General features: G+C 64.8%; 22 protein-coding genes and 1 pseudogene. 11 read left to right on the top strand and 12 right to left on the bottom strand.

All coding sequences use genetic code 11. The features are described 5' to 3' along the window. Nucleotides 1-49 precede the first annotated feature (49 nt). Both ACZ1H8_RS06790 and ACZ1H8_RS06785 read left to right on the top strand, forming a co-directional pair. Nucleotides 50-1,156 (top strand): arabinan endo-1,5-alpha-L-arabinosidase, encoded by a 1,107-nt coding sequence (locus tag ACZ1H8_RS06790; RefSeq protein WP_465180585.1) that lies wholly within the window; start codon nucleotides 50-52, stop codon nucleotides 1,154-1,156. A gap of 115 nt (nucleotides 1,157-1,271) precedes the next feature. Then, the gene (locus tag ACZ1H8_RS06785) at nucleotides 1,272-1,928 is read left to right on the top strand and encodes a glutathione S-transferase (RefSeq protein WP_465180584.1); all 657 of its coding nucleotides are present in this window, start codon (nucleotides 1,272-1,274) and stop codon (nucleotides 1,926-1,928) included. 10 nt (nucleotides 1,929-1,938) lie between these two features. On the opposite strand, the gene ACZ1H8_RS06780 is transcribed toward ACZ1H8_RS06785, so the two are convergent. After that, a complete protein-coding gene (locus ACZ1H8_RS06780) occupies nucleotides 1,939-2,190 on the bottom strand; it encodes a hypothetical protein (protein ID WP_465180583.1) in 252 nt (83 codons plus the stop codon). Between ACZ1H8_RS06780 and ACZ1H8_RS06775 the strand changes: the two genes are divergently transcribed. Continuing rightward, the gene (locus tag ACZ1H8_RS06775) at nucleotides 2,183-3,220 is read left to right on the top strand and encodes a serine hydrolase domain-containing protein (protein ID WP_465180582.1); all 1,038 of its coding nucleotides are present in this window, start codon (nucleotides 2,183-2,185) and stop codon (nucleotides 3,218-3,220) included. The two genes, ACZ1H8_RS06780 and ACZ1H8_RS06775, sit on opposite strands and share 8 nt — an antisense overlap. A gap of 229 nt (nucleotides 3,221-3,449) precedes the next feature. Here ACZ1H8_RS06775 and ACZ1H8_RS06770 read toward each other — a convergent pair whose 3' ends face one another. Next, the gene (locus ACZ1H8_RS06770) at nucleotides 3,450-6,101 is read right to left on the bottom strand and encodes a glycoside hydrolase family 3 C-terminal domain-containing protein (protein ID WP_465180581.1); all 2,652 of its coding nucleotides are present in this window, start codon (nucleotides 6,099-6,101) and stop codon (nucleotides 3,450-3,452) included. 258 nt (nucleotides 6,102-6,359) lie between these two features. On the opposite strand from ACZ1H8_RS06770, the gene ACZ1H8_RS06765 reads away from it, so the two are divergent. Further along, complete coding sequence (locus tag ACZ1H8_RS06765) at nucleotides 6,360-6,614, top strand: hypothetical protein (RefSeq protein WP_465180580.1); 255 nt, start codon at nucleotides 6,360-6,362, stop codon at nucleotides 6,612-6,614. 42 nt (nucleotides 6,615-6,656) lie between these two features. On the opposite strand, the gene ACZ1H8_RS06760 is transcribed toward ACZ1H8_RS06765, so the two are convergent. Together ACZ1H8_RS06760 and ACZ1H8_RS06755 are read right to left on the bottom strand one after the other, a co-directional pair. Beyond that, nucleotides 6,657-6,953 (bottom strand): toxin-antitoxin system YwqK family antitoxin, encoded by a 297-nt coding sequence (locus ACZ1H8_RS06760; RefSeq protein ID WP_465180579.1) that lies wholly within the window; start codon nucleotides 6,951-6,953, stop codon nucleotides 6,657-6,659. A 172-nt stretch (nucleotides 6,954-7,125) separates the two neighbouring features. After that, complete coding sequence (locus ACZ1H8_RS06755; protein ID WP_465180578.1) at nucleotides 7,126-8,721, bottom strand: pentapeptide repeat-containing protein; 1,596 nt, start codon at nucleotides 8,719-8,721, stop codon at nucleotides 7,126-7,128. A gap of 348 nt (nucleotides 8,722-9,069) precedes the next feature. Between ACZ1H8_RS06755 and ACZ1H8_RS06750 the strand changes: the two genes are divergently transcribed. Genes ACZ1H8_RS06750 through ACZ1H8_RS06740 form a run of 3 tightly spaced genes read left to right on the top strand, consistent with a single transcriptional unit; the run spans nucleotide 9,070 to nucleotide 10,854 of the window. Further along, on the top strand, nucleotides 9,070-9,579 hold the full coding sequence (locus tag ACZ1H8_RS06750) for a hypothetical protein (RefSeq protein WP_465180577.1): 510 nt from the start codon (nucleotides 9,070-9,072) through the stop codon (nucleotides 9,577-9,579). Between the two features lie 16 nt (nucleotides 9,580-9,595). Next, entirely contained in the window at nucleotides 9,596-10,444 is an 849-nt protein-coding gene (locus tag ACZ1H8_RS06745; RefSeq protein ID WP_465180576.1) for a hypothetical protein, read from the top strand. Nucleotides 10,445-10,449: 5 nt separating this feature from the next. Then, complete coding sequence (locus ACZ1H8_RS06740) at nucleotides 10,450-10,854, top strand: hypothetical protein (protein WP_465180575.1); 405 nt, start codon at nucleotides 10,450-10,452, stop codon at nucleotides 10,852-10,854. An 87-nt stretch (nucleotides 10,855-10,941) separates the two neighbouring features. On the opposite strand, the gene ACZ1H8_RS06735 is transcribed toward ACZ1H8_RS06740, so the two are convergent. Beyond that, complete coding sequence (locus ACZ1H8_RS06735; RefSeq protein WP_465180574.1) at nucleotides 10,942-11,736, bottom strand: DUF5984 family protein; 795 nt, start codon at nucleotides 11,734-11,736, stop codon at nucleotides 10,942-10,944. Nucleotides 11,737-11,876: 140 nt separating this feature from the next. Beyond that, complete coding sequence (locus tag ACZ1H8_RS06730) at nucleotides 11,877-12,158, bottom strand: hypothetical protein (protein WP_465180573.1); 282 nt, start codon at nucleotides 12,156-12,158, stop codon at nucleotides 11,877-11,879. 393 nt (nucleotides 12,159-12,551) lie between these two features. Between ACZ1H8_RS06730 and ACZ1H8_RS06725 the strand changes: the two are divergent. Further along, nucleotides 12,552-13,333: pseudogene (locus tag ACZ1H8_RS06725) on the top strand (IS5 family transposase). Here the strand turns inward: ACZ1H8_RS06725 and ACZ1H8_RS06720 are convergent. From ACZ1H8_RS06720 to ACZ1H8_RS06695, 6 genes are all read right to left on the bottom strand, one after another. Further along, nucleotides 13,320-13,775 carry a hypothetical protein gene (locus tag ACZ1H8_RS06720; protein WP_465180572.1) on the bottom strand — a complete coding sequence of 152 codons (456 nt, stop codon included), beginning with the start codon at nucleotides 13,773-13,775 and terminating at the stop codon, nucleotides 13,320-13,322. The pseudogene ACZ1H8_RS06725 and the gene ACZ1H8_RS06720 overlap by 14 nt on opposite strands. A 58-nt stretch (nucleotides 13,776-13,833) precedes the next feature. Beyond that, nucleotides 13,834-14,313, bottom strand: coding sequence for a hypothetical protein (locus tag ACZ1H8_RS06715; protein WP_465180571.1), 480 nt, complete (start codon nucleotides 14,311-14,313; stop codon nucleotides 13,834-13,836). A gap of 47 nt (nucleotides 14,314-14,360) precedes the next feature. Beyond that, complete coding sequence (locus ACZ1H8_RS06710) at nucleotides 14,361-14,837, bottom strand: hypothetical protein (RefSeq protein ID WP_465180570.1); 477 nt, start codon at nucleotides 14,835-14,837, stop codon at nucleotides 14,361-14,363. A gap of 25 nt (nucleotides 14,838-14,862) precedes the next feature. Next, nucleotides 14,863-15,204: an ATP-dependent Clp protease adapter ClpS gene (gene clpS / locus ACZ1H8_RS06705; RefSeq protein WP_110150882.1), complete on the bottom strand. Its 342-nt coding sequence runs from the start codon at nucleotides 15,202-15,204 to the stop codon at nucleotides 14,863-14,865. Nucleotides 15,205-15,492: 288 nt separating this feature from the next. Continuing rightward, nucleotides 15,493-16,278: a phasin family protein gene (locus ACZ1H8_RS06700; protein WP_465180569.1), complete on the bottom strand. Its 786-nt coding sequence runs from the start codon at nucleotides 16,276-16,278 to the stop codon at nucleotides 15,493-15,495. 115 nt (nucleotides 16,279-16,393) lie between these two features. Continuing rightward, the gene (locus ACZ1H8_RS06695; RefSeq protein ID WP_465180568.1) at nucleotides 16,394-18,211 is read right to left on the bottom strand and encodes a PHA/PHB synthase family protein; all 1,818 of its coding nucleotides are present in this window, start codon (nucleotides 18,209-18,211) and stop codon (nucleotides 16,394-16,396) included. A gap of 130 nt (nucleotides 18,212-18,341) precedes the next feature. On the opposite strand from ACZ1H8_RS06695, the gene ACZ1H8_RS06690 reads away from it, so the two are divergent. From ACZ1H8_RS06690 to clpB, 3 genes are all read left to right on the top strand, one after another. Then, on the top strand, nucleotides 18,342-19,550 hold the full coding sequence (locus ACZ1H8_RS06690) for an LL-diaminopimelate aminotransferase (protein ID WP_465180567.1): 1,209 nt from the start codon (nucleotides 18,342-18,344) through the stop codon (nucleotides 19,548-19,550). An 86-nt stretch (nucleotides 19,551-19,636) separates the two neighbouring features. Next, complete coding sequence (locus tag ACZ1H8_RS06685; protein WP_465180566.1) at nucleotides 19,637-20,053, top strand: acyl-CoA thioesterase; 417 nt, start codon at nucleotides 19,637-19,639, stop codon at nucleotides 20,051-20,053. A 137-nt stretch (nucleotides 20,054-20,190) separates the two neighbouring features. Then, nucleotides 20,191-22,770, top strand: coding sequence for an ATP-dependent chaperone ClpB (clpB, locus tag ACZ1H8_RS06680; protein ID WP_465180565.1), 2,580 nt, complete (start codon nucleotides 20,191-20,193; stop codon nucleotides 22,768-22,770). The last annotated feature ends 6 nt before the right edge of the window (nucleotides 22,771-22,776 follow it).

The following is a 22,776-nucleotide window of genomic DNA, read 5'->3' as shown; positions in this document are numbered from 1 at the left end:
TGGCGGCGGACCGGCCGGTCCGCCGCCCTCCTTTCTGGAAGGATTATCCGTGATGCGCATGGGTTCGCTCGCGTTGCTGCTGCCGTCGCTGGTGCTCGTCTCCGCCTGTGGCCAGGGGGACGGCGATCTTTCCGCCTCGCCCGCCCCGTCGGCCACGCCGACGCCCAGCCCGACGCCGTCACCGGCGCCCACGCCGGCGCCGTCCCCGACGCCGACCCCGGCACCGGGGTCGATCGCGCTCACCGGCGCCGTCACCCCGGTCCACGATCCCGCGATCCTGCTGGACGGCGACACCTATTATCTCTTCGCCACGGGCAATGCCGGCGATGCGGCAGGCCTGTTGTCGCTGCGCACCTCGCCCGATCTCGCCGCCTGGACGCTGCGCGGTGCCAGCTACACCGTCCTGCCGGCCTGGACGCGCACCGCGGTGCCCGGCGCCACCGGCATGTGGGCGCCCGACATCTCGAAACTCGGCGGCCAGTACCGCCTCTATTATTCGATCTCCACCTTCGGGCGGAACCAGTCGGCGATCGGCCTGGCCACCGCCACCCGCATCGATCCCAATGCGCCGGCGGCCAACTGGGTCGATCAGGGTGCGGTCATCCAGTCGCAGACGAGCGACGACTTCAATGCGATCGATCCGATGGCGTTCAACGATGGCGACGGCCGGTCCTGGCTGGTCTTCGGCAGCTTCTGGACGGGGATCAAGCTGATCCGCATCGACCCTGCCACCGGCCTGCGCCTGGCCGGCGATCCCGCGCCCCGGGCGCTTGCCGCGCGTCCCGCGCCGGGCGCGATCGAGGCGCCGTACATCATCCGCCACGGCGGCTTATATTATCTGTTCGTCTCGTTCGATTCCTGCTGCCAGGGCGCCACCAGCACCTACAACACCGTGGTCGGCCGCTCGTCGGCGATCGACGGTCCCTATGTCGACCGCGAGGGCCGCGCGATGCTCCAGGGCGGCGGCACCCCCGTGCTCGGCAATGGACAGGGCGACGGCAGTCGCTTCGTCGGCCGCGGCGGCGCCTCCATCCTGCAACGCAGCGACGGCGATTTCATCGTCTACCACGCCTATGATCGCCAGCAGAACGGCGCGCCCACGCTCCAGATCCAGCCGCTGCAATGGTCGGCCGACGGCTGGCCGGTCGCCAGCTGAGGCTGGGGCAGGGGGCGCATCAAGGCGGGGGCGAGCAGCGCGAGGCAGGGCTGGCGTGCCATCAATCATGCTGACCGGTGGCGCCCGGACCCACCGCATCCTAAAGCCCGCCCCGATGCCCGGCCTTCCGATCCTCTACTCGTTCCGCCGCTGCCCCTATGCCATCCGCGCGCGCCTCGCGCTGCTGGCCAGCGGCACGGCCTGCACGATCCGCGAGGTCAAGCTCTCCGCAAAGCCCGCCGAGATGCTCGCCGCCTCGCCCAAGGCGACCGTCCCCGTAATGGTCCTGCCCGATGGCACCGTCATCGATCAGAGCCTCGACATCATGCGCTGGGCGCTCGCCCGCCACGATCCGGACAATTGGCTCGGCCCCGACGGCGACGCGCTGATCGAGGCCAATGACGGTCCGTTCAAGCACCATCTCGATCGCGCCAAATATCCCGACCGCCATGACGACGACCCCGCACCGCACCGCGCCGCCTGCCTTGACCTGCTCCGCCCGATTGAGCAGCGCCTGGCCGCCGCTCCATGGCTCTGCGGCCCCGCTATGAGCCTGGCGGACGTTGCGATCCTGCCCTTCATCCGCCAGTTCGCGGCGATCGACCGCCCCTGGTTCGACGCCCAGCCGCTCCCCCGGATCCGCGCCTGGCTCGACGGCCTGGTCGTCTCGCGCCTGTTCGAGGCCGCGATGGTCCGTCTGTCGCCGTGGCAGGCGGGGGATGCGGACACACGCTTCCCGGCCTGGGCGCGCGGCATGGTCGATGGCAGCTAACGCCCCATTTTCAGCCATTCGCTCGCGCGGGATCCTGTCCCAAGCCGCCATTGCGCATACGCTCCCATCCCGCTGCGGCGAGCCCAGGGCTGTTGACGATGGTTGACAGGGTACGTACCCGCTCGCGAACGTTGCGATAGGGGAACGAGTTCATGGCATGGGGCAAGCGCGCCGCGCTGTTGGCGATCACCTTGGCAGGGAGTGTCGCGCCGGCCGACGTGCCTGCCGCTGCGACAGCGCCCGCGACGGCGACTATGACCATGTCCGCCGCGATGCTGCGCGCCAATGATCGGACCCGGGCGCTGCTGAAAGCCAGGATGGCGGCGCAGCATATTCCCGCGCTTCAGGTCGCGGTCGTGGTCAAAGGCCGCGTCGTCATGTCCGAGGCCTATGGCATGGCGAATATCGAGCAGGACATCGCCGCCACGCGCCAGACGCTGTTCCCGATCAATTCGGCGACCAAGTCCTTTACCGGGGTCGCCATCATGCAGCTGGCGCAGGCGGGCAAGCTCGATCTGGAGGCGCCGATTTCGACCTATCTGGATGGGCTGCCCGAGCAATGGCGGGAGATCCGCATCCGTCAGCTTCTGGCGCATTCCTCGGGATTGCCGAACATCGTCGACGAAAACGGCCTGATCGGCGGCGGGTCGGAGGCGGAGGCCTGGGCGAAGGTGCAGACGCTGCCGATGGACGGCAAGACCGGAACGGCATTCGCGTACAATCAGACCAATTACGTCCTTCTGGGCCGACTGATCGAAAAAATGGCCGGGCGGCCCTTCGAAGCGTTCCTGGCCGAGCGCCAGTTCCGGTCCGCCGGCATGATGCATGCGCGCTTCGGCGACGGCTATGACATCGTCCCCGGGCGAGCGGCGGTCTATATCAAGGGGCAGGCGGGGCGGGGCACCCGCGACAAGGACGCGCTCTACCATTGGATCGACGACATCCCGGTGTCGACGCGCGCCGGAGCCGGTCTCTACACCACCGCCGACGACCTCGCCCGCTGGATCATCGCACTGCAGGACGGCCGGTTGCTGTCGAAGTCCAGCCTTGCCCGCATGTGGCAGCCCGACAACTTCATCGACGGAAAGGCCAATATCTGGGCGATGGGCTGGCCGGTGCTTGCCGGTACCAAGCGCCGCGCGCTTGGCGGTATCGGTGGCGGTCGCTCGACCTTCTTCGTCTATCCCGACGATCAGGTGGCCGTGATCGTCATGACGAACCTCGTCGGCGCCAATCCGCAGAACCTGATCGACACCATCGCCGGTCATTACATCGCGCCGGGCGCGCGGTAGGGCTGGCCCCCACGCGATCGAGGCGGTTCGATGCGGGTGCCGCGTCGACCGCACGTGCGGAGCATTGCCCGCTCGGCCCGACCCTGTCCCGACGACGTCCTGACCGTTGGAGGGGCGATGGTCCGCCTGGCACAGTAGCGGGCGGGGACGCGGAAATACGCTTCCCCGCATCAACAGCGCGTCGGTGGATCTCAGGGCCTCCGGCAAGGTCCGCGCCGCGGCGATCGGCTCACCGCGGCAGCAGTCTGTCCCCCGATATCCGGACCGAGGTCGCGGCCCCCGCTGCCTGGGCAAGCCCCGGCCGCGCAACCGGCTGGCCGCCGCCGACCCAGATGTCGACCTGTCCGGGGGCGATCCTGCGCCGTCCCTGCGGATCGACGAAGCTCAGCTGGCGATCGTCGAGGGTGAAGCGCACGGTTCGCACATCGCCCCGCTTGATGCGCAGGCGCTGAAAGCCCTGCAGCGTCCGGATCGCCGCACCCTCCTTGCCGGGGTGCGTCACATAGAGCTGGACCACCTCGTCGCCGTCCATCGCGCCGGCATTGGTCACATCGACCGACACCGTGACGGGGTCGCCCGCCTTGACCGCGTCCTTGCTGACCCGGACATTGCCATAGGTGAAGCGGGTGTAGGAAAGCCCGTGCCCGAACGGGTACAGCACCTCGCCGCCGAAATAGCGATAGGTCCGCCCCTTCATCGAATAATCGTCGAACGCGGGCAGGTCGTCGGCCGACTTGTAGAAGGTGACCGGCAGGCGCCCCGCCGGGCTGTAATCCCCCGCCAGCAGGCCCGCGACGGCATGGCCGCCTTCGCCCCCCGGATACCAGGCCTCGACGATCGCGGGGATGTTCCGGTCAGCCCAGTTCACGCTCAGCGCCGAGCCGTTCATCAGCACCAGCACCACCGGCCGGCTGGTCGCCTGAACCCGCTCGAGCAGCTTCTGCTGCGGCTCGGGCAGGTCGAGGCTGGTCCGGTCTCCCCCGGCGAAGCCCTTGGCCTGGACCTTCATCTCCTCGCCCTCGATCCGCGCGGACAGACCGCCCACGAAGACCACCAGGTCGGCCTGGCGCGCAGCGGCCACCGCATCGTCGCCGTTCGAACTCGGCAGGCTCCACACCAGCTGCTGCGCGCCGCGCGCGCCGCGCTGGAAGCCTTCGACCCGCACGGCATAGCGCTTGCCGCGGCTCAGGCGGACGGAGCCCGACAGGATCGACGGCGCATCGCCGACGCCCCATTCGTCGACGACCAGCTTGTTGTCGATCCACACGCGATAGCCATTCTCGCTGGCGAAGCGAAAGCGATACTCCCCGGTCTCGGGCGCCGTCAGCGTCCCGGTCCACCGGGCCGAGCTCTCGCGATCCCCCTGCCACTCGATCCGGGCATTGGTCGCGGCGGTGGTGGCGGTCGGTGCGCCGCGAAGCTCGCGATTGCCATAATGCTGGACGCGCAGGCCCTGGAACGCCGAATCCGGCACCGGCATTTCCGCCGGTCCGATCAGCCCGGTGCCCTGGGCATGGATAATCCTGGCATTGGGATAGCGCGCGCGGATGCCGTCGAGGACGGTGACCGGCCTGGACGGGGTGCCGTAATAGTTTCCGACCAGCGCATCGAAGCTGTCGGCATTCGGCCCGATGACCGCGATCGTGCGCGGCGCGGTCTTCAGCGGCAGCAGATTGCCCTCATTCTTCAGCAGCACCATCGATGCTTCCGCCATCTCGCGCGATTTGGCGTGATGCGCGGGCGTGTCGTAATCGCGCGCGGTGATGCCGGGAAAGGGGAGCTGCGGATCGAACAGACCCAGCCGGATCCGCGCCTCGAACAGCCGCTGGAGCGCGCGGTCGACCGTGGCTTCGCTCAGATGCCCCTGTTTCACCGCCGCGACGATATTGTCCGGATCGGTGGTCATGCCGTTGCGATAATCGCCGCAGATCAGGTCCATGCCGTTCTCGAAGCCCGCCGCGACGCCCTCCGGGGCGGTGTCGGTATAGGCCAGCGCATCCTTGCGATAGATATTCGCCGCGGCGCCGCAATCGGAGACGATATAGCCCTTGAAGCCCCAGTCGCGGCGCAGATAATGTTGCTGCAGCACCGCGCTGGCGCAGCCCGGCACCCCCCACACCGCATTGTACACGCACATGATCGACTCGACCTTGCCTTCGGTCACCGTCGCGCGAAACGCGGGCAGATAGGTGTCCTCCAGGTCGTGCAGGCTGGGATAGACATCCTCGCGGTGGCGATTGCTTTCGGGGCCGGAGTGGACCGCGAAGTGCTTCGACGTCGCCACCGTCTTGAGATAATTGGGATCGTCGCCCTGCAGCCCGCGGATGAACGCGATGCCGACCTGGCCGGAGAGATACGGATCCTCGCCATAGGTTTCCTGGCCGCGCCCCCATCGCGGATCGCGGAAGATATTGATGTTGGGCGACCACACTGTCAGCCCGCGATAGAAATCGCTGCCGCCGTCTGGATGGCGCCGCTCGAGATATTTGGCCCGGAACTCGGTCGAGATCACGTCGGCGGTGTCGCGCATGCGACGGACGTCCCAGCTCGCGGCCATGCCGATGGCCTGCGGAAACACCGTGGCGATGCCCGCGCGCGCGACACCGTGAAGCCCCTCGTTCCACCAGTTATATTTGGGAATGCCCAGCCGCGGCAGCGCAGGCGCGTCATGGCCCAGCTGCAGCGCCTTCTCTTCCAGCGTCATCTGCGCGACGATGGCGCGCGCGCGCTCGGCCGGCGTCCGCGCCGGGCTGCGGTAGGACAGGTCTGCGGGACGGGCCTGGTCCTGGTTCTGGGCCGGGGTCTGGGCCTGCGCCTGGGCCACGGCCAATAGGGTCGCCGATGTCGACAGCCCGATCGCAACGAGCAACGTCCGGTTCACGCAGCATCCTCCCTCTGTTCTGGCGACGGAATGTGCACATCGAACCGACCCGGTCAACGTGATTCCGTTAGCGGTAACATTCGGGCTGATCCGGCGAGCCGCGATTTGCGCGATATCGGCGGGCGCGCCGACACTGTCCGTGGGCTGTCGAGTGTACACCGCAGCGGTAATCGCCCTCGAAGACAAGGATCACTGCCTGTGAGACTTTGATACTTGGCCGCTATAGAATAGGCGCATCAGGCCTAAGGGGGTATCCGGATGCGGGTGGCAATCCTTCTAATCACGTTGCTGGTGGGTGGCTGCGGCCATGCTGGCAACCGATACGCGAGAAATTTCGTGCACCTGGATGCGCTTGGGGAGGCCGAGGATACCGTTTTCGAGCGATGCGGCGGCGATTACAACTTGATTCCCGGTCGCGCGGGCTACGGTCCCGAGGATTATGCATGCCTGCCGGTTCAGCAAAACAACGCTGAGGTGGCACGGTCTTCGCCACCGCAGGGGCATTTCCATTAATGCTAACAGGCGGCTGAGATTGGGTGGCCAGTGGGTCGCCAACTATCTCGTGTCTGTCTCGGTACCGTCATCGAGCCAGAACCGCCATTCCCCCACCTCGACACCCGCTTCATAAGAGCCTTCGGCGGCGAGTTGGCCATTCTCATGAAAGTCGCGCCAAAGCCCCTCTTCATGGCCGTCGCGATACGTGCCTTCCGACGCGAGCGCGCCGTTCGGGTGAAACGCCTGAAACAGCCCCTCTCTGATCCACCGCACACCGTCCGGCGCCATCCGGCGAGCGTAACGGTAGCGGATCGAACCGTCTTCAAACGGAATTTCGGCGATATGCAGGTCGCTCATATCGATGATTTTGCGTCAGGGCGGGAGCTTGGCAAGGGATGCAGGATGACCGTTGCGCGCGCTTTCCCGGCGGCAAACGATGCGGCCTCAGCTTCGACGGCCACGCTGATCGACTCCGAGTGTGCAGTCAGGCGGAAGGAGCGTTCCACTACGAAGGACCGCTCTTTCACGGTCAGAAGCTCGCCATCTTCCTGACGGCTCCGCGCTGCGATACCGGAATCGTGATTTGCACCATCCTGACGAAGCGGCCCCGCGCACTGCACGCCTCACCAAGCGAATCATTGTTCCCGTCGGGCGGACCGACCAACGCTTCCTCGCCCGCAAATTTCACGACATCGCCGCGTACCGCCAATAGATCGTCATCACCCCGCTGGACGCCGAAGCTGCCGCTCGCCGGATTGAAATCGAGCAGTATCGGACCCAGGGAGCAAAAATGGCCGTTGCTGCCATATGCTTCCCCGCTGGCACGAACGCGGGCGGCCCCGACCCCGCGAACGATCAGTCTCGAATCGGCTGTCGCGATCAGAACCGGGAAGATCCGCGAATAGAGTGCGGTTTGCGCGAATGCGGGCGGGGGCACCAGTTCGGGTGAAATGAACAGGCGTTCCTCACCGGGTGTGAATTTCGAGAGGACCGGCATGTCTTCCCTCAGTTCAGCAAGGCGGCCCTGGTAAGCCCTGCTGATGCACAACTCCCGCTCGAACCCCACTTCGGGTTTGGCGCCGCAAGTGTCCCGCTCGGCAAGCCAGCGCCGTTGGGCGCGGACGGTGGTCGTGCGGTTCGCGCGCCCATGGCGATAGAGCCGCGCGAGTTCCCGATCGGTCTCCGTCAAATCATCCGACCCGCAGATCATATGTTCGACAACCGACCGAGCACGCGCACAGGCGAAGTCAGGACCGGTGGGCCAGTTCAACAACAATTGTTGCCATTCGCCCGGACTCAAACGGGCGCGCACGTCGTTATTGTATCCGCTGCTTTCAAGGATAACCGTCCCTCTCACCTTCGACGCAGCAAACTGCTCCACCTGCTGCACCTGAACGACGGTGCGATCGAGCTGCGCTCCCTCGAAATTCCACTTTTTCGTGAAAAACACTTCAAATCGCGCATGCGCCAGATCGGTGTCACGCGCGTCTACGCCGCGCGTCTCCGGCCATCCGCAAGTGTTATAGCCGGTGAGCAAGCCGCAGTAGAGCTGGAACGATCGCATGCGCGCCTTGCGCAGATTGAGCCCGTCGAAGCTTCCCCCCTCGATCCGCGCCCCGGTCAGGTCCGCTTCGGAGGCATCGGCGCCGTCCAGCCGTGAATCGGAGAATAGGGCTTTGCCCAGAGTGGCACCCGTCATCACCGCATCGGCAAGATTGCTGCGAAAGACCCTCACGCCTTGTGCAGCCACGCCGCGCCAGTCGGTACGCGACAGATCGGTCTCTTCAAAACACACATTGGACAAATCTGCGCCTGCCAGACGCCAGCCCGCAAATTTACCCTCATAAACAATGATGGGGCGCTCGCTCAGCTTCGCGAGCGTGGCGATATCGGGGATTTGCGAGCCGTAGACCACAGCGGCCTTGTCCCACCGCCGGTTCCCAGACACCGCAGATCCGCACCGCAGCTGGGATGCCGTAAAGCGCTGTGCCTCAATCGCGGCGAGCTGTTTCTCAGCGGCCTCGATCACCGGCGCGGGCGGCAAGCGCGGTCCGACCAACAGGCACATCGCCACAACCGCCCATTTCCAGTGGATTCGCATCAACGCCTCGTCGCCGGTTTGCAACGGATTGTCGCTCAGATTGTACGCGTCCGCCAGCGCTTACGACATCCGCCGGACGCAGGGCCGCCTGCTGTCACGCTTCCCGCGGATCCGCGTTCCAATATGCGAAGCCAAATGACCCGAGTGAAAGCGCACCCGGTAGAGCATTTATACTCCGTCCTCGCAGGCTGATTATCGTCGCAGGGACATAAAATGCCTGAATCGAGTTTCAACCCAAGTCATGCCAAGTATTTCCGGCCATTCACTATTCGTCGCCTCTCCGGCCCAGCTTACCCGCAATGTGGTGCGGGCCGTCCGACCAGGCGTTGACGCGCGAACGCTTGTGCGAAAGCATTTCCCGACGGAGAAAAGATGCGCACACTGACGAGCGGCCTTACCCTCACCCTGGCCTTGTGCCTGAGCGCCTGTGGGCAAGCGCCCGCCGACTTGCGAGACACCCAGAGTGTGAGCTTTCTGGAGCTGGATCAGCTCGACCTCAGCAACGGGAGGGGCGTGTACAAGGCGACGCGGGAAGACGCTACGGTGGAGATGCCGTTCGATGTCGACCTTGCCAGTATCGATCCCGTACGGCGGCATGACAGCGAGCGTGTCGGACAGACAACGAGCGGAGTGGTGGTGCTGCTCGATCGCTATGCGAGCAAGGCGGCCCCCGATGGGCGATGCGCCAGCGGGATCGAAAGCTTCGTGCGCGTCTTCTCGCTGCAGCAACGCAAGGAACTGCTCGCCGTACCCGCGGAGAGCTGCCTGCGCGGACGGACCGGCCCCGACACCGAAACCGTGTGGCTTGGCCCCGACGGATTCCGGGTCGGCAATCAGCGCTATTCGATCGAGGGGCAGAAGATCGTAGCGGCGCAGCCCTAAAAAGGAGGAAGCCAGCGTGCAGGATGAACAGGTCTATGTTCTCGACCGCGATGCGATGATGCGGCTCTGGCTGTCCACCAAGGTGGCCGCCAACCAGATGTCTCAGGTCGACGCCGACAAGCTCTGGCGCCGTTATCAGACCGAGAGCCGGTTCGTGATGAACTATTTCTCTACCGCAACCGATGCCGCCTTGCTCGCCAAGCTGGCGAAGGATCTGGGCTCACCGATCGGCCGGGTTTACTTCAAGAGCTATAGTGGCAAGCAGCACATCGTCTTCAAGGGTCATGCCGGGTTGCGGCGTATCCTGAACGGCACCCGCTACGGTGTGCAGAACGCCAAGGTCGTCAACATGGGTCTGGGGCGCGCTGGCGTGAAGGCTTCGGCGCGCGGCGGCGCGATCGTGTCGATCTTCCTGCTGACGGCCTGGAACATCGCGGATTATGTGATGCGCGACGAAGCCACTCTGGGCGGGCTGCTCGGCGCGATCGGCGCGGACATCGTGAAGGTGGCGATCGGCAGCGCCATCGGCGCCACCGCGGGCGCATTGGCGGTGGGCACCGCGATCGGCACCTTTGCCCTGGGCCCGCTCGCCGTCGCGGTGGTGGTCGGGGTTGGCGCCGGGCTGGCGCTCGACTGGATCGACAATCGCTTCCAGCTCACCGCCAAGCTCCAGAAGATGCTGGATGACAGCATTGCGAAGCTTCAGCAGCGTGCCCAGCAGGGGAAAGAGACTCTGATTGAGGCGGGCCTCAACATGGCCACGGCGCTCGCAAGTCGGGTCATCGACCTCGCAGTCGACTATGCCCACGACGCGGCCCGACGCCAGCTCGACAAGTTGACCTGGCGCTTTCTTCCCCGCTTTTGAGCAATATGTCGGACACTGATCGACGCGCATCGCTGATCCTGGGCCTGGGCATGGCGGCGCTTGCGCTGGTGCTGTGCTGGATTGCCTGGGAAAGCGCCATCTCTTTTGCCCGGAATCTTGCCGCAGGCCGAACCGTCGAGGTGCGCACCGGCGCCGGCGCGGCGGTAATCGGCGCGGTGCAGCTCGCGCTACTGGTAGCGATGCTGCTGCGCAGCCCCTCCGCGGCTCAACCGCGTCTGCTACGCGCGGTTCTGGTGCTTTCGCCGCTGCTCGTGCTGCTGCCGCTGGCGCTGCTGCTCGCCGCCGACACGCTCCTGCCCGGACAGGGCTATGCGCGCTGCCAGCCCGTGAGCGGACAGCGATTCCTCACCAGCTCCTGGGCACCCGTCGGCACGCCATGCCCGAGATAAGGGCGAAACCCGCCAGTCCGCTTCCGGCGATCGACACTCTGATTGTGAATGGCCGAGATTGGGTGGAAAGCGGACATCTGGACACGGCTAGATATTGCCGGGCCCTGCATCGGAGGAAATCTCCAAAATGGCCGACCTGATTTCGTCCCAAAAAGCTTGCCCCCGTTTCTCGAGAGCTTGCGCGGCCCAATCGCGACGTTGCTCGTTTTCAGCTATCAAGCCGGGCAAATCGATATGGATATCCGGATGAAGCGCTCCCGCAGCAACTTGCTCGATCCGTAAAGTCATCTGCTCGAAAAACCTAGCATGGAATGCGCGTACTTCCGCCACGAATACCGCGCGCGGCAGATGGAAGCTCCCCCTTACGGCCGACCATGCTAACTCGCCGTCGATCAATTTATCCCCATTTTCCCACTCAATGTGGACGTCCGCGTCATCGGACCACATCAGTATTGATGCCGATGGCGTCAGATACGTAGAATCGAGATATCGGTTACGGAACAACAAATTGGCACGACCCAAGACGTCCCATGCCTCATCTCCGGCATCTGCGGCGAGATTTCGCTCGAACCATGAGTATTGCGTCGCCATCCACGCCCGTCCGGGTTCCCCGGAAATATACCGAACAAGATCCTGGGGGATGGGGTCCAAGATAGTCGGAAGCGCCTCCGTGATGTCTTCCCAAATTCGTGCGACTTGATAGTTGCAATACCTATCGAACCCGGCGCGCCGAACGTGCTCGCTATATTCGAATAGCGTGTCGCCTCCCGCATCTATCCAATACCGACCGTCCGTTAGACCAAACCAATGGAGGATATTATTGCCATGGCTGCCCCAAGGAAGGACATTTTCTACGGGAGTTAGTTCAAAATTGATCAGCATGCAGGTCATCCCAGCTGGGTACGCGACAGTTCCTTACTCATAATCGCAAGTCCACTTCGAATATCTTCAACTGGTTAGCGCTAACGGTCCGACAGCTCTTAGCGGCCGCTTCGCAGAACGCGAACGGTCGGCATTGGTTGTTAGCGGACTTCGCAAATATGACCTCCCCGCACGTCGCACTTCTCGTTGAGGTCGAGCAGATGATGTCCGAAGACCGCATGTGAATCGCGATCGACTACGATCACCAGCAACGTGTTAAAACGCCCGGTGCCAATCAGGACTTGATCGAATCGCTGGCTGGCGTCCCGATAGACGTAGTGAACATCATTGATGCTCGGCAGGCCAAGGGCGTCTAGGTCCAGGCTATCAACATATGGCCAAATGTCTGCCCGTGGATCCGGATCATCGATCACATTCCGCATCGGAGCTGCGAAGCAGGCTTCAAACTCCTCGCTGGATAAAAGGCGAGCAAATGGCATCCGGCGCTGCGTACAGCACGCCGCCAATGTCCGCTACTGGGGCGCTTCCTGCCGTTCCGCAACCTCCGCTTGGACGGCAGCTATTGCGGTCGCGATGCCTGAAGGCGGGCAGACCGCAACCGGCCCAGTAGCGGTCACGCCACTTTTGTGCGTTGCTCACGTCCAAGCCGCGGCATTTGAGGCTGTTCGATCCCACCCAACCCAAGGTCGCACGTGATTGTAGAGACGCGCCGGCCGTTACCTATGGCCGCTCACCACGTACCTAGGTCGTGTTGACAAAGTGGATTCCCAAACGACCTGATCTCTGATTCAAGGCTGCTCTTTGCAGGGGCGGCGATGGCGCGTGGCGATCTGACGGACGAGGAATGGTCGGTGCTCGAAGGGCTGCTGCCGTCCGAGCGAGGCCGAAAGGCGCGCCCTGCCCATGACAATCGGCGATTTCTAAACGGGATGCTGCATGTACTGCGGGTTGGCTGCCCCTGGCGCGACATGCACGAGCGCTACGGCAAGTGGAACTCGGTCTATGTGCGGTTCCGGCGTTGGGCGGAACAAGGCGTCTGGGATGCGATGCTGGCCACGCTGGTCGAGTTCGGGCTGACCGACGACTGGCAGCACATGATCGACAGCACCACGGTTCGCGGCCATGTTTCGGCAGCGGGCGCTAAAGGGGGACTCATAAGGAGGCTTTTGGTCGATCACGCGGCGGCTTTACGTGCAAAGTCCACGCCCGTTGTGACAATCAGGGACGCCCTCTTGGCTTCATCCTGACTGGCGGGGAGGCATCGGATTATAGCGCTGTCGATGACCTCATGGCGTTGCCTGTCGACAAGCCCAAGGCGCTGCTGGCCGATAAAGGGTATGACGGCGATGCGGTCCGGGCGAACCTGTTGATGCGCGGCATCCTGCCGATCATCCCGCCAAAGGCCAACCGGCGCGAACACATCGCCTGCGACTTCCGTCGATACCGAGATCGTAACCGCATCGAGCGCATGTTCGGCCACCTCAAGCATCAACGCCGCATCGCCACCCGCTACGACAAAACCGCGCTGTCGTTCGCCAGTTTCCTCAATCTTGCCGCTATCCGCAGGTGGTTGCCTAACTTTGTCAACAGCGCCTAGCGCCCTTCGCCCCGCAGTCCCGAAGCCTCTCGTCGAGCCAGGTCCGCGAAATCAGGTAGGTGCTGCTGCCGATGTCGGCATCGGTCGGCACGACGTCCTTGTCGAGATCGAGCTGGCGGTTTGAATTCACAATAGAGTCGCTGCGGTGTTCGGGATCCGATCCGCCGAACCAGAAGATCAGCCGGCGCCGCTCGCGCCAATGGACCCAGGCGATCTTGTCGCCGCCATTACCGATATAGCCGATGATGCAGAAATGCTGCGGACCGGTCGCCCTTGGCTTGGCGGCGGCGATCAGCTTTCTCAGCGCCGGAGTGGCGTCACCGAAATCGGGGTCGGTCGCGGTGGGGATGATCCTGCCCGCCTGAGCAATACCATCGGACTGGGCCGCTGCCTCGCCTCCCGCCGCGACCACCGCCAGCGACAAGCCAAACATCATCCGCATTGCGTGCCGCAATTTGCCTCTCCGAGTTGAGCTGACTCCATCGACGATCCGGTGACCCTCAACGGCCGCGCACCACATATCTCGTGCCCTTGGCCGCGCAGTCCCGCAGCTTCTCGTCGAGCCAGGTCTGCGAAATCAGATAAGTGCTGCTTCCAACATCGGCATCGGTCGGTACGACGTCCTGGTCGAGATCAAGCTGGCGATTGGAGTCGACAATAGAGTCGCTACGATACTCGGGGTCCGATCCGCCGAACCAGAAGATCAGCCGGCGTCGCTCGCGCCAGTGCACCAGGGCGATCTTGCTGCCGCCATTACCGATATAGCCGATGATGCAGAAATGCTGCGGGCCGGTCACCCTTGGCCTCGCGGCGGCGATCAGCTTCTTCAACGCCGGAGTGGCGTCGCCGAAATCGGCGTCGGTCGCGGTGGGGATGATCGTACCCGGCTGAGCGCTGCCATCAGACTGGGCAGCCGCCGGGCCGGCCGCCGCGACCATCATCAGCGACAAGTCACACATCATCCGCATTGCGCGCTGCATACTGCCTCTCCGAGTTGAGCATGACGTCAGCTACGATCCGGTAACCCTCAACGGCCGCTCACAACGTACCTCGTCCCCTTCGCCACGCAGTCCCTTAGCCTCTCGTCGAGCCACGTCCGCGAAATCAGATAGGTACTGCTGCCGATATCGGCGTCGGTCGGCACGACGTCCTTGTCGAGATCGAGCTGGCGACGCGAGTTCACGATTGAGTCGCTGCGATAGTCGGGGTCCGATCCGCCTCGCCAGAAGGTCAGCTGCCGCTGCTCGCGCCAATGCACCCAGGCGATCTTGTTGTCCCCGTACCGATAGCCGATGATGCAGAAATGCTGCGGACCGATTGCCCTTGGCCTGGCGGCGGCGATCAGCTTTCTCAGCGCCGGGGTGGCGTCACCGAAATCGGGGTCGGTCGCGGTGGGGATGATCGTGCCCGGCTCATCGCTGCCATTGGACTGGGCCGCCGCCTGGCCGCCCGTCGCGATCGTCATCAGCGACAGGCCACACATCATCGTCAGTGCCTGTCGCATATCGCCTCGCCGGGTTGGGGTTGGTTTACGCCTTCTCCAGCGTGCACTGCAGCGGGTGCTGGTTCTCGCGGGCGAAGTCCATCACCTGCGACACCTTGGTCTCGGCGACTTCGTAGCTGAACACGCCGCACACGCCCACGCCGCGCTGGTGGACGTGGAGCATCACCTGCGTTGCTTCCTCGATCGTCATCCGGAAATAGCGCTGGAGCACCAGCACCACGAATTCCATCGGGGTATAGTCGTCGTTCAGCATCAGGACGCGGTAGGGCGTCGGCTTCTTGGTACGCGTACGGGTGCGCGTGGCCAGGCCGATCGACGGATCGCGGCCGTTGCCGTTGCCGTCGTCGTCGCCGTCTTCATCGGCCATGCGGATCTGGAATGGGAGTGTCACGGGGCTGAAAATATGTCGCGCTCCTGACTGAGGCAAGGCCGCAGCGTCCGCCACGGTCCGGAAATCGCCGCCGGTCCGGCGAAAAAGCCGGCGATCCCGGTGGGATGGCCGCGACGCGCCGGCGCTCGGCGACGCGCATGGGCCGGGGCGGGGCAGGGTAGGGGCAACGCGGGGTCGCGCCCCGTCTGCCGCGCCACCGGCGCCATCAACGAAAAAGGGGTGCCCGCCGTGGCGGACACCCCTCAATCCCGGCGATCGATCCGCTTACGCGGCGATCTTGGCCTTCTCGGCTGCAACCGCGACGCGGTTGGACAGCGGCTGTGCGGCTTCGCCGGCCAGCTTGATCATCGCTTCGGTGGTCTTCGACGCTTCGGCGACATAGGAGTCGAACGAGGTGCGGATGAAGTCGCTCTGCAGCTTGAAGAACTCGGTCGGCGACTTGGCCGATGCCATGCTCTTCAGGACGGCGGTGGCATTCTCGAACGAACGGCGGCCGTAATCGGCTGCGTCCTGGCCGAACGCCTCGAAGCCCTTGGCTGCGATCTTGCCCGACTCGACCATCGCCTCGACATTGCCCTTGGCGAACTCGTTGGCTTCCTCGATCATCTTGGTCGACTTCTCGACGGCAGCCTTGCTGCGCTCGTTGACGTCGCTGAAGAAGTTCTGGGCCTTGGCGGTGGTGTTCTCGAAAGTTTCCATGATGCTGCTTTCCTTGACTGCGGCCGGAATGACGCTTTCGACGGCCTCGATGACGGGTTCGATTGCCGGAGCCTCCGGCTGGACTTGCTGAACGGCGGCTTCGATCGCCTCGCCTGCGGCTTTCGCCACGGCGGCCGGCGCCTCTGCCGCAACTTCGACTTCCTGCGACGCTGCCTCCGCGATCGCGGCCGGCTCGATCGTTACCGGGGCCTCGGCCACAGGCAGGATCGGCGCGGTCTCTCCGGACGCGATGTCAGCAACCTTTGCCTTCGCTGCGACCTTGGGACGCGCGGCGGCCTTGACGATCACCGGCTGCTTGCCGGGGACATTCCTGGGACCTTTGCTTGCCATTCGCTCACCTCGACAGGGTAGTTGCTGCAATGCAGCATATATGCCCGATCCGTACCGAATGCAAGAGGCTCATTGTGCAGTGCAGCATGTAACGGAGTGTTGCCAGTTCAACAACTTAACGCGTCCGAACATAGCTCCCCGGGGCATCCTCGAGCGCCTGCAGCGAACCCTGTCCGGGAAAGCGGGCGCTGGCCTCGACCTGCTCGCCATCTGCCGAGATCACCCAGGCGGCCCAGTCCGGCCACCAGCTGCCCTTGGTTTCCTTCGCTCCTGCAACGAACTCCGACAGTGTCGCTGCGTTCCCGTCATTGGTCCAATATTGATATTTCTGTGCCGATGGCGGGTTCACCACCCCGGCGATATGCCCCGATCCCGCCAGCACGAAGCGCAGCGGCCCCTGGAAATGATGGGTGATCTTCCACACGCTGGCCGCCGGCGCGATATGGTCCTCGCGCCCCGCCTGAACATAGACCGGTGTCTGCACCCGGCTCAGGTCGATCGGCGTATCCCCGATCGCGATCGACCCCGGCTGGACCAGCCGGTTGTCGCGGTACAGGTCGCTCAGATAGCTCAGATGCCATTTGGCGGGCAGGTTGGTGACGTCGGAATTCCAGTGGAGCAGGTCGAACGGCGCATAGTCCTGGCCCAGCAGATAATTGTTGGTGACATAGTTCCAGATCAGGTCGCGCCCGCGCAGCAGGTTGAACGTCGCCGCCATGTACCGCCCGTCCAGGAAACCCTCGCCGCCCAGCGACCCGATCAGCTTCAGCTGCTCCTCGTCGACGAACAGGTTGAGGTCGCCGGCTTCGGAAAAATCGACCTGCGCGGTGAAGAAGGTCGCGCTCGCCACCTTGGCCGCCTCGCCGCGCGCCGCCAGCACCGCCAGCGTCGCCGCCAGCGTGGTGCCCGCCACGCAATAGCCGATGGCATGGACCGACGGCACGTCCAGCAGGTCGCGCACCGTGTCGATCGCGTCGATCTGGCCGCGCTCGACATAATCGTCCCACGCCACGTCCTTCATCGTCGCGTCGGCCGACTTCCACGACACCACGAACACCGTCAGCCCCTGCTCGACCGCCCAGCGGATGAAGCTCTTCTCGGGCGTCAGGTCGAGGATGTAGAAGCGGTTGATCCACGGCGGAAAGATGATGATCGGCGTGCGGTACACGCTCGGCGTCACCGGCGAATATTGGATCAGCTCGTAGAGCGGGGTGCGCTTCACCACCTTGCCGGGGGTGGTCGCGAGGTTGCGGCCAACCTCGAACGCATCGGGCGCGACCTGCGTCATCTGCCCCTTGGACAGGTCGGCCATCATGTGCTGCAGGCCCTTCAACAGGCTCTCGCCCTTGGTCTCGACCACCTTTTCCAGCACTTCGGGGTTGGTCGCGGGGAAGTTGGTCGGGCTCACCGCGTCGATGAAGCCGCGCGTGGCGAAGCGGATCTGCTCCTTCTGCTTCGGCTCCACCCCCTCGATCGCATCGACGCCCTTCAGCAGATGATCGGCGATCATGAAATAGCTCTGGCGCAGGAAGTCCCACACCGGCTCCTCACGCCACGCCTTCGCCTTGAAGCGCTTGTCGCGCGCCTGTTCGGGCGTCTCCTCGAACGGCGGGGCATGATCGGGGTCCAGGAAGCGCTGCCACAGCGTCATCGAATCGGCCCAGAAATCGGCGGTCGCCTGCATCGCCTTGGTCGGGTCGACCATCGCCGGGACCTGCAGTCCCGCCATCCCCGGCATGGCCGGCATCTCGCCCATATTGGGCATGCCCGGTATTCCCGGCATCTTTGCCATCGCCGACATCGGCCCGGCGGCGGCGGCGCCGTCCTTCAGCAGGTCGAATCCCTGCTCCATCATCATCTGCTGTGCCCGGCCCAGCACCCAGGTCCAGTGCTGCAATTCTTCCAGCGTCGGCGTCTCGACGGTCTCGGGCATCGGCGATCCTCTTCAAGGGGCGGTTTAGCGCACCCTTAGCAACTCGTCATTCCCGTTGGCGGACGAATGGCGTAGAAACCGGGGCACGGCACATCATCGTGCCGCTTTCCCAACCCGAAAGATCGAGGAAATGTCCGAAGAGTTCTACCGCATGAAGCGACTGCCGCCCTATGTCATCGCCGAAGTCAACGGCATGCGGGCAGCGGCGCGAGCGGCGGGCGAGGACATTATCGACCTCGGCATGGGCAACCCAGACCTGCCGCCGCCCCAGCACGTCATCGACAAGCTCTGCGAGGTCGCGCAGAAGCCCGACGCGCATGGCTATTCCCAGTCCAAGGGCATTCCCGGGCTGCGGCGTGCCCAGGCCAATTATTATGGCCGCCGCTTCGGCGTCGATCTCGATCCCGAAACCGAGGTCGTGGTGACCATGGGGTCGAAGGAGGGGCTGGCCAGCCTCGCCACTGCGATCACCGCGCCCGGCGACGTCGTGCTGGCGCCCAACCCCAGCTATCCGATCCACACTTTCGGCTTCATCATCGCCGGCGCGACGATCCGCGCGGTGCCGACGACCCCCGACGACGCCTATTTCGAAAGCCTCGAACGCGCGATGAGCTTCACCGTGCCGCGCCCGTCGGTGCTGGTGGTCAACTATCCGTCCAACCCGACCGCCGAGACGGTCGACCTCGCCTTTTACGAACGGCTGGTCACCTGGGCGCGCGAGAACAAGGTGTGGATCCTCTCCGACCTCGCCTATTCCGAGCTCTATTATGACGGAAAGCCGACCCCCTCGATCCTTCAGGTCAAGGGGGCCAAGGACGTCGCGATCGAATTCACCTCGCTGTCCAAGACCTATTCGATGGCCGGCTGGCGCATGGGCTTCGCGGTCGGCAACCGCCATCTGATCGCGGCGATGTCGCGGGTGAAATCCTATCTCGATTACGGTGCCTTCACCCCGATCCAGGCGGCTGCCTGCGCCGCGCTGAACGGGCCGCAGGACATCGTCGAGAAGAACCGCGAACTCTATCACAAGCGCCGCGACGTGCTGGTCGAGAGCTTCGGCCGCGCCGGCTGGGACATTCCCTCGCCGCGCGCCTCGATGTTCGCCTGGGCGCCGCTCCCGCCCGCGCTCGCCCATCTCGGCAGCCTCGAATTCTCCAAGCAGCTGCTCAGCCATGCCAAGGTCGCGGTCGCACCCGGCGTCGGCTATGGCGAGAATGGCGAGGGGTTCGTGCGGATCGCCATGGTCGAGAACGAACAGCGCCTGCGCCAGGCCGCGCGCAACGTCCGCAAATATCTCCAGTCGATGGGCGTCAACACGCCCGGCATCAAGGCGGGCTGACCGCCCCGTGACCAAGCGGGACGCGCGCCGCCGGGTGCGCGTCCCGCAACTGGCGAATCCATGCGCGGGCCGCTAAGCGCTCGCCCATGCCCACCACCGATTTCTCCACCCGCTTCCGCGTCCGCTATTCCGAGATCGACGGTCAGAAGATCGTCTTCAACTCGCGCTATCTCGAATATTGCGACGTCGTCCTCGGCGATTTCTGGCGCTGGACGGGAATCGAGGAGATCGGCCCCGACTGGCTCGACGCCGAGTTCAACATCGTCCGCGCCACGCTCAACTATCACCGCCCGTTCCGCTTCGGCGACACGGTCGAGGGCCGCGCGCGGATCGACAAGGTCGGCACTTCCAGCCTGACCCACACGGTCGAGCTGCTCCACGCCGAGACCGGCGAGCTGCACGCAACGATCGAGATCGTTTCGGTCCATGTCGACCTGACCACGCGCAAGTCTCTGGCGATTCCGGACAGCGTTCGCGGCCGGCTGATCGAATTGGTCCGATAACTGGACTATTCAAAAGGCTATAGGATTTTTCCTGCGCTGGCCGATCGCATCCGACGTCCCTACATTCTTCGTCAAGGCGATCTTGTGTTGTATATTTGCAACACCTATCTCCGGGGCGAAGCGAAGCAGGGATCACGATGAACCTCGAAAAATTCACCGACCGCGCCAAGGGCTTTCTCCAGTCCGCGCAAACCGTGTCGATCCGCAACAGCCACCAGCGCATCAGCACCGAGCACCTTCTGAAGGCCCTGCTCGAGGACGAGCAGGGCATGGCCAGCGGCCTGATCGCCGCCGCCGGCGGCGACGCCAGGCGCGCGCTCGCCGAGACGGATGCTGCCCTCGCCAAGGTCCCGGCGGTCACCGGCGGCGGCGCCCAGCAGACCCCCGGCCTCGACAACGACCTCGTCCGCGTCCTCGACCAGGCCGAACAGATCGCGCAGAAGGCCGGCGACAGCTACGTTACCGTCGAGCGCATGCTCCTCGCGCTCGTCCTCGCGACCACCACTGCCGCCGGCAAGGCGCTGGCCGCCGCGGGCGTGAAGGCGGAGGCGCTCAACGCTGCGATCACCCAGTTGCGCGGCGGCCGCACTGCCGACACTGCGGGCGCCGAGGATCGCTACGACGCGCTCAAGAAATTCGCCCGCGACCTCACCGCGGACGCCCGCGCCGGCAAGCTCGATCCGGTCATCGGCCGCGACGAGGAGATCCGCCGCACCATCCAGATCCTGGCTCGCCGCACCAAGAACAACCCCGTCCTGATCGGCGAACCCGGCGTCGGCAAGACCGCGATCGCCGAAGGGCTGGCGCTGCGCATGGTCAATGGCGACGTCCCCGACGGCTTGAAGGACCGCACGCTGATGGCGCTCGACATGGGCAGCCTGATCGCCGGCGCGAAATATCGCGGCGAGTTCGAGGAGCGGCTGAAGGGCGTGCTCGACGAGGTCAAGGCCGGCGAGGGCGACATCATCCTGTTCATCGACGAGATGCATACGCTGATCGGCGCGGGGAAGAGCGAAGGCGCGATGGACGCCGGCAATCTGCTGAAGCCCGCGCTGGCGCGTGGCGAGCTGCACTGCATCGGCGCGACCACGCTCGACGAATATCGGAAATATGTCGAGAAGGACGCCGCACTCCAGCGCCGCTTCCAGCCGGTGTTCGTCGGCGAACCGACGGTCGAGGACACGATCTCGATCCTGCGCGGGTTGAAGGAGAAGTACGAGCTCCACCACGGCGTGCGGATCACCGACGGCGCGATCGTCGCCGCGGCCACGCTGTCCAACCGCTACATCACCGACCGTTTCCTGCCCGACAAGGCGATCGACCTGATGGACGAGGCCGCCAGCCGGATCCGGATGGAGGTGGAATCCAAGCCCGAGGAAATCGAGACGCTCGACCGGCGGATCATCCAGCTCAAGATCGAGCGCGAGGCGCTGAAGAAGGAAACCGATGCGGGATCGCGCGACCGGCTGACCAACCTCGAAGCCGAGCTCGCCAATCTGGAGCAGCAGTCGACCGAGTTGACCACCCGCTGGCAGGCGGAGAAGGACAAGATCAACGCCGAGAGCAAGCTGAAGGAGCAGCTCGACCAAGCGCGGATCGAGCTGGAGCAAGCGCAGCGCCAGGGCGACCTGGCGAAGATGGCCGAGCTCAACTACGGCACCATCCCCGCGCTGACCAAGCAGCTCGACGAGGCGCAGGCCAGCACCAAGGGCGCGATGCTGCGCGAGGAAGTCACCGCCGACGATATCGGCGGCGTCGTCAGCCGCTGGACCGGCATCCCGGTCGACCGGATGATGGAGGGCGAGCGCGAAAAGCTGCTGAACATGGAGGAAGTGCTGGGCAAGCGCGTCATCGGTCAGGCCGATGCGGTCAAGGCCGTGTCGACCGCCGTGCGGCGCAGCCGCGCCGGACTGCAGGACCCGAACCGGCCGCTGGGCAGCTTCCTGTTTTTGGGGCCCACGGGCGTCGGCAAGACCGAGCTGACCAAGGCGCTGGCCGAATTCCTGTTCGACGATCCCAACGCGATGGTGCGCATCGACATGAGCGAGTTCATGGAGAAGCATGCGGTCGCGCGGCTGATCGGCGCGCCTCCGGGCTATGTCGGCTATGAGGAAGGCGGCGTGCTGACCGAAGCGGTCCGGCGGCGTCCCTATCAGGTCGTGCTGTTCGACGAGGTTGAGAAGGCGCATGGCGACGTGTTCAACATCCTGCTGCAGGTGCTGGACGATGGCCGGTTGACCGACGGGCAGGGCCGCACGGTCGATTTCGCGAACACGATCGTGATCCTGACCTCGAACCTGGGCAGCCAGTTCCTCACCAACCTGGCCGATGGCCAGTCGGTCGACGATGTCGAGCCGCAGGTGATGGAGATCGTCCGTGCGCATTTCCGCCCGGAATTCCTCAACCGGCTGGACGAGATCATCCTGTTCCACCGGCTGGCCGCCGACCATATGGCGCCGATCGTCGACATCCAGGTCGCGCGCGTCGGCAAGCTGCTGGAGGATCGCAAGATCGCGATCCACCTGACCGATGCCGCGCGCGCGTGGCTGGGCCGGGTAGGTTATGATCCGGTCTATGGCGCCCGCCCGCTGAAGCGCGCGGTCCAGCGTTACCTGCAGGATCCGCTGGCCGACCTGATCCTGCGCGGCGACGTCCGCGACGGATCAACGGTCAATGTCGACGAGGGCGACGGCGCGCTGACGCTGACGGTGGCTTGACGCGCG

Source organism: Sphingomonas sp. BL-S-25, from assembly GCF_055521555.1.
Note: the sequence above shows the minus strand (reverse complement) of the source record. Positions and strands in the feature narration are given on the sequence as shown.